At 74.0% G+C, this 7,804-nt stretch carries 4 protein-coding genes; 2 read left to right on the plus strand and 2 right to left on the minus strand.

What is annotated here, in order from left to right; translation table 11 throughout:
* Positions 1-6 precede the first annotated feature (6 nt).
* Complete coding sequence (locus tag C6N75_RS21435) at positions 7-2,808, plus strand: glycosyl hydrolase (RefSeq protein WP_105870536.1); 2,802 nt, start codon at positions 7-9, stop codon at positions 2,806-2,808.
* A gap of 102 nt (positions 2,809-2,910) precedes the next feature.
* Here C6N75_RS21435 and C6N75_RS21440 read toward each other — a convergent pair whose 3' ends face one another.
* A complete protein-coding gene (locus C6N75_RS21440; RefSeq protein WP_105870538.1) occupies positions 2,911-3,960 on the minus strand; it encodes a LacI family DNA-binding transcriptional regulator in 1,050 nt (349 codons plus the stop codon).
* 182 nt (positions 3,961-4,142) lie between these two features.
* Complete coding sequence (locus C6N75_RS21445) at positions 4,143-5,717, minus strand: M1 family metallopeptidase (RefSeq protein ID WP_105870537.1); 1,575 nt, start codon at positions 5,715-5,717, stop codon at positions 4,143-4,145.
* Between the two features lie 205 nt (positions 5,718-5,922).
* Between C6N75_RS21445 and C6N75_RS21450 the strand changes: the two genes are divergently transcribed.
* Positions 5,923-7,804, plus strand: a 1,882-nt coding sequence (locus C6N75_RS21450; protein WP_105870539.1) for a Xaa-Pro dipeptidyl-peptidase, incomplete at its 3' end; no start/stop codon positions are given.

A 7,804-nucleotide genomic window follows, 5' to 3' on the forward strand; every position in this document is an offset into this window, starting at 1 on the left:
GCCCCCATGCCATCCCCCCGCACCACAGCGGCCACCCGGTCGAGACCCGCGGCCGTGCTGCTCAGCGCGGCCCTGGCCGCGTCCGGCCTCACCGTCCTCGCCGCCGCGCCCCCCGCCGCCGCGGCCACCATCCCGGTCGGCGCGGGCAGTTACTCCGACACCCGCCCCACCGGGACGTCCGGCCCCACCACCAACACCGGGGCCGCCGTCACCCCCAAGCTCGGCCCCGCCGCCCAGGGCAAGCCGGTGCCCACCAACGACTGGTGGTCCTCGCTCGCCTTCCAGCGCTACGGCGACAACCCGTGGGGCACGCCGATGTACGGCCACCCCCTCACCTACCAGGCGACCTCCGCCGGACTGGACATCGGCTACCCGACCTCGCCGAGCATCGTGGGCGACGGACGGCAGTACGAGTACGCCCACAAACGCGACCTCACCCTGGGACTGACCGGCCTCAACTCGCCGGACACCAAGGCCGACGCCTGGTCGGACTGGACGGTCACCCCCTACTGGTCGGACGGTGCGCGCACCCTGCGCACCACCATCGGGCACGGCTCGCCGTACGTCTACGCCAAGGGCTCCGGCGGCAACGCGCGGATCAGCACCGCAACCGCGCCCACCGTCTTCGCCGACCAGGGCAACGTGCTGGGCATCACCGTCGGCGGCCACCACTACGCGCTGTTCGCCCCCACCGGCGCGGACTGGAACGTCTCCGGCACCGAGATCACCGCCGGGCTCGCCGGCAAGGACTACTTCTCGCTCGCCGTGCTGCCGTCCACCGACGCGCTGGCGACCTACCGCAAGTACGCCTTCAGCTTCGTCACCGACTCCAAGGCCGCCTGGAGCTACGCCGGCGGCACCGTCCGGGCCACCTACACGCTCACCACCCAGCCGCAGGAGGGCTCCGAGCGCGGCACCCTCCAGGCCCTCTACCGGCACCAGTGGCTCCACACCACCGACCCGCTCACCCCGTACGCCTACGTCTCCCCGCGCGGGGTCATGAAGGTCCGCGAGGCCGCCTCCTTCAGCACCAGCCAGCGCGCGGCGAGCGTGCTGCCGGCGCTGCCCAAGGCGTCCGGCACCGACGCGGCCCGGCTGCGCGGCTACCTGGGCGAGGTGGCGGGCGCCGCCGACCCGTTCTCCGGCGCGACCGACACCTACTGGACCGGCAAGGCGCTCGGCAAGCTCGCCCAACTGGTGCCGGTGGCCGACCAGATCGGCGAGAGCGCCACCCGCGACAAGCTCCTCGGGCTGCTCAAGGGCCGCCTCCAGGAGTGGTTCACCGCCGGCGGGGCCAACGGCTTCGCCTACGACCGGGACTGGAAGACGCTGATCGGCTACCCGGCCTCGTACGGCAGCGACACCGAGCTGAACGACCACCACTTCCACTACTCGTACTACGTGTACGCGGCCGCCGTCGTCGCCCAGTACGACCCGGCCTGGGCCGCCGACTCCGCCTGGGGCGGCATGGTCAAGACCCTGGTGCGGGACGCGGCCAACCCCAGCCGCACCGACTCCGCCTACCCCTTCCTGCGCGGCTTCGACGTCTACGCCGGCCACAGCTGGGCCTCCGGCCACCAGGGCTTCGCCGCCGGCAACAACCAGGAGTCCTCCTCGGAGTCCACCAACCTCAGCGCCGGCCTGGTGCTGTGGGGCGCGGCCACCGGCAACAACGAGCTGCGCGACCTCGGCGTCTACCTGCTGACCACCGAGTCCGAGGCCATCGCCCAGTACTGGTTCGACGCCGACCAGCAGGTCTTCCCCGGCTCCTTCGGCCACGACACGGTCGGCATGGTCTGGGGCAGCGGCGGCGCGTACGCCACCTGGTGGACCGCCAACCCGGAGGAGATCCACGGCATCAACGTCCTTCCGGTGACGGGTGGTTCGCTCCACCTGGCCGGCAAGAAGGCCGCGATCCGGCGCAACATCGCCGAGATGGAACGGGAGAACGGCGGCCCGGCCGTCGAATGGAAGGACATCCTCTGGGAGTTCCAGTCACTGGCCGACCCCGGCCCGGCGAAGGCGAAGTTCGACGCCGCCGGCGGCAACTACACCCCCGAGGCCGGTGAGTCCCGGGCGCACACCTACCACTGGCTGACCACCCTGGACAGCCTCGGCGCCCCCGACACCGCCATCACCGGCGACCTGCCCACCTCCGCGGTCTTCACCAAGGGCACGACCCGCACCTACGCCGCCCACAACCACGGCCCCACCGCCCGCACCGTCACCTTCTCCGACGGCGGCAAGCTGACCGTGCCGGCCCGTTCCACGGCCACCGGCACCGGCGCCGGCGGCAACCCCGACCCCGACCCGGATCCCGAGCCGCCCACCGGCAACACCTTCCAGTTGCGCACCGGCGGCACGCTGACCACCGCCACCGGCGCCGGCGCGGGCAGCGACACCATCGCCTCGGCGGGCGGCGCCAACCACGACGGCGCCCCCCACCAGCCGCTGGTCTACGAGGCGCGCGGCGTCAACGGCACCGTGCGCTCCGGCGCGGCCACCGCCTTCCGCCTCCAGGTGGACGCCGGCGCCGCGGTCGGACTCGGCCAGCAGGCCCGCGTCAGCTACGACCTGACCGGCGACGGCAGCTTCGAACGCACCGAGACCTACCAGTACTTCGCCACCGACCCGGTGGCCGGCTGGGAGGAGTACAGCCAGGCCCGGGGCCTGAAGTCGGCCACCGGCACGCTGGGGAACCTGCGCGGCGGCACCGTCAGGCTGGAGGTGTGGAGTGCCATCGGCAACGCCCCGGCCAAGCTCCAGACCGGCACCGACCGCTCGGTGCTCGTCATGCCGTTCCAGTGAGCGCCTGAGCGCCTGGGCTCCTGGGCTCCTGAGCTCCTGAGTTCTTGAGCGTGGCCGCTTGTGCTCTTGAGCGGGTGCGGCGGGCCACAGGGCCGTACGGCCTCAGGCGGAGGCCCGCCGCACCAGCTCCACCGGCATGATCACCGAGCCCGGGGTGTCCGCCCCGGGCTCCGGCTCGCCCTGGTTCAGCACCCGCGCCAGCAGCCTCACCATCAGCCGGCCCATCCCCTCGATGTCCTGCCGCACGGTGGTCAGCGGCGGATCGGTCGCCTCGGCCACCGACACCACGTCGTCGAAGCCCACCAGCGCCACGTCCTCCGGCACCCGCAGGCCCCGCTCGCGCAGCACCCCCAGCGCCCCCGACGCCATCAGGTCGTTGGCCGCGAACACCGCGTCCAGGTCCGGCCGCCGCTGAAGCAGCTCGGCCATCGCCCGCGCCCCGCTGGCAGCGGTGAAGTCACCCTGCGCGATGAGCGCCGGGTCGGCGTCCAGCAGCACGTCCCGGTAGCCGTCGCCCCGGTCCAGCGCCGAGGTCTGGTCGCGCGGCCCGGCGATGTGCGCGATCCGCTCCCGGCCGAGCCCCAGCAGATGGCGCACCGCCAGCCGCGCCCCGCCCCGGTTGTCGCAGTCCACGTACGGCACCGCCCGGTCGGCGGCCTGTCCCGCCCAGCCCGGCCGCCCGCCGAACACCGCCGGCACCTGGGTGCGCCGGATGACCGCGGGCAGCCCGTCGTCGTTGTGCACCGAGAAGGCCAGCGCCCCGTCCACGTGCCCGCCGGACAGGTAGCGGCCGATCCGGTCGTGGTCCCCGGGGCCCTCCACCCACAGCAGCACCAACTGCGAGTCGTGCGCGGTCAGCTCCCTGCTGATCCCGCGCACCTGCTGCTCGAAGAACGGATCGGAGAAGATCCGGAACTCCGGCTCGGCGATGATCACCGCCACCGCCCCGTTGCGCCGGGTCACCAGCGAGCGGGCCGCGTGGTTGGGCACGTATCCCAGCTCCTCGACCGCCCGGCGCACCTTGTCCGCCAGTGGCCGGCGCACCCCCGCCCCGCCGTTGACCACCCGGGACACCGTGGCCCGGGAGACCCCCGCGTGGGCGGCGACGGCCTCCAGGGTGGGGCGGGCGCCGGCTGCGGTCGGGTCGGGCATGGCGGACACGGGGCTGCTCCTCGGCTGTGCGGCAAAGCGGTGACAGCAGCAGGGTATCCGGTCGCCCCACCCTCTGAGAGCGCTCTCTCACGCACGGTTCCGCGCGGCCGCCCACCCGCGGAGGTGTGCACACGCCGCCGCCCCGGCCGACGGACCGGGGCGGCTGGGGGAGCGCCGGGTGCTCAGTGCTTGCCGTGGCCGCGGCCGTTGCCGTGGTCGTGGACGGTGTCGGTGGCGGCGATCTTCTTCCAGGACTTGGGCTGCGGGGGCAGCGCCGCCGGAGCCGGGCGGCCGGCGGCCGAGGCGCGCGCCCGGGACTTCGGGGCGGGCGCCGCCGTGTCGGCTCTGTGTCCGGGCGCCGCCGGCAGGGCGGCCGGCTTGGCGGGCTGGTGGAGCCAGGTGTCGAAGAGCGCGGCCAGCGGCTTGCCGGAGACCTGCTCGGCGTACGTCACGAAGTCACCCACCGAGGCGTTGCCGTGCGCGAACTTCTGCGGCCAGCCCTTGAGGACGGCGAAGAAGTCCTCGTCGCCGATGGTGTCGCGGAGCGCTTGGAGGGCGAGCGCGCCCCGGTCGTACACCGCGATGTCGAACTGCTTGTCCGGGCCCGGGTCGCCCGGCTTCACCGTCCAGAACGGGTCGCCCGCCGGGCGCAGGGCGTAGGCGTAGTCCGCCAGTTGCCGCGCGGTGCCCTCGCCCTCCTTCTCCGACCAGAGCCACTGGCTGTAGCGGGCGAAGCCCTCGTTGATCCAGATGTCCTTCCAGCCCTTGACGGAGACGCTGTCGCCGTACCACTGGTGGGCGATCTCGTGCACCACCACCGAGGTGTTGGAGCCGTTCGCGAACTGCCGGGGGCTGTAGAACGGGCGGGTCTGGGTCTCCAGCGCGTAGCCGCTGGTCACGTTGGGCACATAGCCGCCCAGCGCGTTGAACGGGTAGGGGCCGAAGACCTCCTCCAGCCACTCGGCGACCTCGGCGGTGCGCTCGACGCTGGCCCGGGCCGCCCCCGCGTTGTCGCCGAGGTCCTTGCTGTAGGCGTTGAGGACCGGCAGGCCGCTCGCCGTCCTGTCGGTGGTGATGTCGAACCTGCCGATGGCGAGCGTGGCCAGATAGCTGGCCTGCGGCTTGTTCGAGCGCCAGTTGTAGCGGGTCCAGCCCAGCTTGGAGGGCTGCGACTGCAACACGCCGTTGCTGATGGCCTGGGTGCCGTCCGGCACGGACACCGAGACGTCGTAGGTCGCCTTGTCCAGCGGGTGGTCGTTGGAGGGGAACCACCAGACGGCCGAGTCCGGCTCCTGGGCGGCCACCCCGCCGTCGGGGGTGCGGTGCCAGGCGGTCCAGCCGCCGATCTTCAGCTCGGACGGCTTGCCCGCGTAGCGGACGACGACCGAGACCTCCTTGCCCTGGTCCAGCGGGGCGGCCGGGGTGACCTCCAGCTCGTGGTCGCCGGAGGCGGCGAACGCGGCCTTGCGGCCGTTCACCCGGACCTCGCTGACCTCGAGCCCCAGGTCGAGGTTGAAGCGGGAGAGCCGCTGCGTGGTGGTGGCGAGGAGGGTGGCGGTGCCCTCCAGCAGGTCGGTCCTCGGCTGGTAGGTCAGCCGCAGGTCGTAGTGCGACACGTCGTAGCCGCCGTTGCCGCTCGCCGGGTAGTAGGCATCGCCGATGCCCGCCGCGCCGGGAGCGTAGTCGGCCGCCGATGCCGGGATCGCCAGCAGCAGCGACGCGGCGAGTGCGCTCGGGACGATCAGTCTGCGGTGCACGTGGGACTCTCCAAGTCTTGTGGACGGAGGGTGAGAGCGACTGGACAACTCCCGCAGGCTATGCGGGGATTGACGGCCCAGTCATGCACATGGCCACCTCGGACACAAGATCGCCATCCGGCCGACACGAAAGCCTGCGCAGGGTCCGGCGCGAGCCCGGCCGCCCCCTGTCGCGGCCGTCCGCGCGCCGGTAGCTTGCCCTCCCATGCGCCTACATGTGCACGTCAAAGCAAGCGGGAGCTGGTCCCGCCCCGACCGGAGCCCGGGCCGGGGCCGGGTCGGCGGCGGCCCGGGCCGCGCCCGTACGCCGGCGGCGGGGCGAACCCTCGCGCTCGCCGCCGCGGCCGCCCTGGTGTCCGTCCTGCTCCCCGCCGCCGGGGCCGCCGCCGCGCCCGCCGGCCCCCGCGTCTCGCAGCCGGTGTACGACTACGCCGCCGCCGTGCGGGAGTCGGTCTGGGTGGACACCGGCCTGGACGGCGACCGGGACGGCCGCGCCGACCGGGTCGCCGTGGACATCGTCCGGCCCCGCGAAGCCGCCGCCGCCGGCCGCAAGGTGCCCGTCATCATGGACGCCAGCCCCTACTACGCCTGCTGCGGGCGCGGTAACGAGAGCCAGAGGAAGACCTACGACGCCCACGGCGCCCCGGTCGGCTTCCCGCTCCACTACGACAACTACTTCGTGCCCCGCGGCTACGCCTTCGCCGCCGTCGACCTGGCCGGAACCAGTCGTTCCGACGGCTGCGTGGACGTCGGCGGCCGCTCCGACGTGCTCTCCGCCAAGGCCGTCGTCGACTGGCTGAACGGGCGCGCCCGCGGCTACACCACCCGCACCGGCTCCACCCCCGCCCGGGCCGCCGGCTGGTCCACCGGCGCCACCGGCATGATCGGCAAGAGCTGGGACGGCACCGTCGCCAACGGCGTCGCCGCCACCGGCGTACGCGGTCTGAAGACCATCGTCCCCATCGGCGCCATCTCCTCCTGGTACGACTACTACTTCTCGCAGGGCGCACCGCTCTACGACTCCGGCCCCGAGTGGCTGTCGGACTACGTGAACAGCCCGGCCGCCCGCGCCCGGTGCGGCCACGTCCAGCAGGCCCTGGTCGACGGCGCCCCGCGCAGCGGCGACCGCACCCCGCTGTGGGACGAGCGCGACTACGTGCCCGACGCCCGGAAGGTGCGCGCCAGCGTCTTCGCCGTGCACGGGCAGCAGGACCTCAACGTCCGGGCCAACCACCTCGGCCCCTGGTGGAACGCGCTGGCCGAGGCCGGCGTCGAGCGGAAGCTGTGGCTCTCCCAGACGGGCCACGTCGACCCGTTCGACTTCCGCCGCGCCGACTGGGTGCCCACCCTGCACCGCTGGTTCGACCACTATCTGCTCGGCTACGACAACGGCGTGGACCGCGAGCCGATGGCCGACGTCGAGCGCTCCCCGGGCCGCTGGACCACCGACCGGGTCTGGCCGCCGCGCACCACCGCGGCAACCACCCTGCGCCCGCGTCCGGCCGGCGGACAGGGCCCCGGCGGCCTCGGCCTGCTCCCGGCCCGCCCCGGCGCCACCGCCGCCTTCACCGACGCCCCGGCGCTCGACGAGACCGACTGGGCCGCCCGGGCGGACGCCGCCACCCCGGAGAAGGCCGCCTTCACCACCCGGCCGCTCAGCCGCGACCTGCGACTCGCGGGCGCGGGCAGCGTCACCGTCACCGCCGCGCCCAGCACCACCAGCGCCCATCTCAGCGCCGTCCTGGTGGACCTCGGCCCGGCGACCATCCGGGACTACGCCTCGGCCGGCGAGGGCATCACCACCCTGGCCGCACGCACCTGCTGGGGCGCGAGCACCCCGGGTGACAGCGCCTGCTACCGGGAGACGGCGCCGAAGACCGCCGACGTCGGCTACACCGTCGTCAGCCGCGGCTGGGCCGACCTCGGCACCTGGGCCGACCCGCGCGAGGGCCGCCCGCTCACCCCCGGCAAGGCCCGCACGATCACCATCGACCTGGCCCACGCCGACCACGTGGTACCGGCCGGCCACCGGCTCGCCCTCATCGTCGCGGGCACCGACCGGGGCCTGATCGACCCGCCCGACACCC

Source organism: Streptomyces solincola (genome assembly GCF_002982015.1).
GTDB lineage: Bacteria > Actinomycetota > Actinomycetes > Streptomycetales > Streptomycetaceae > Streptomyces > Streptomyces solincola.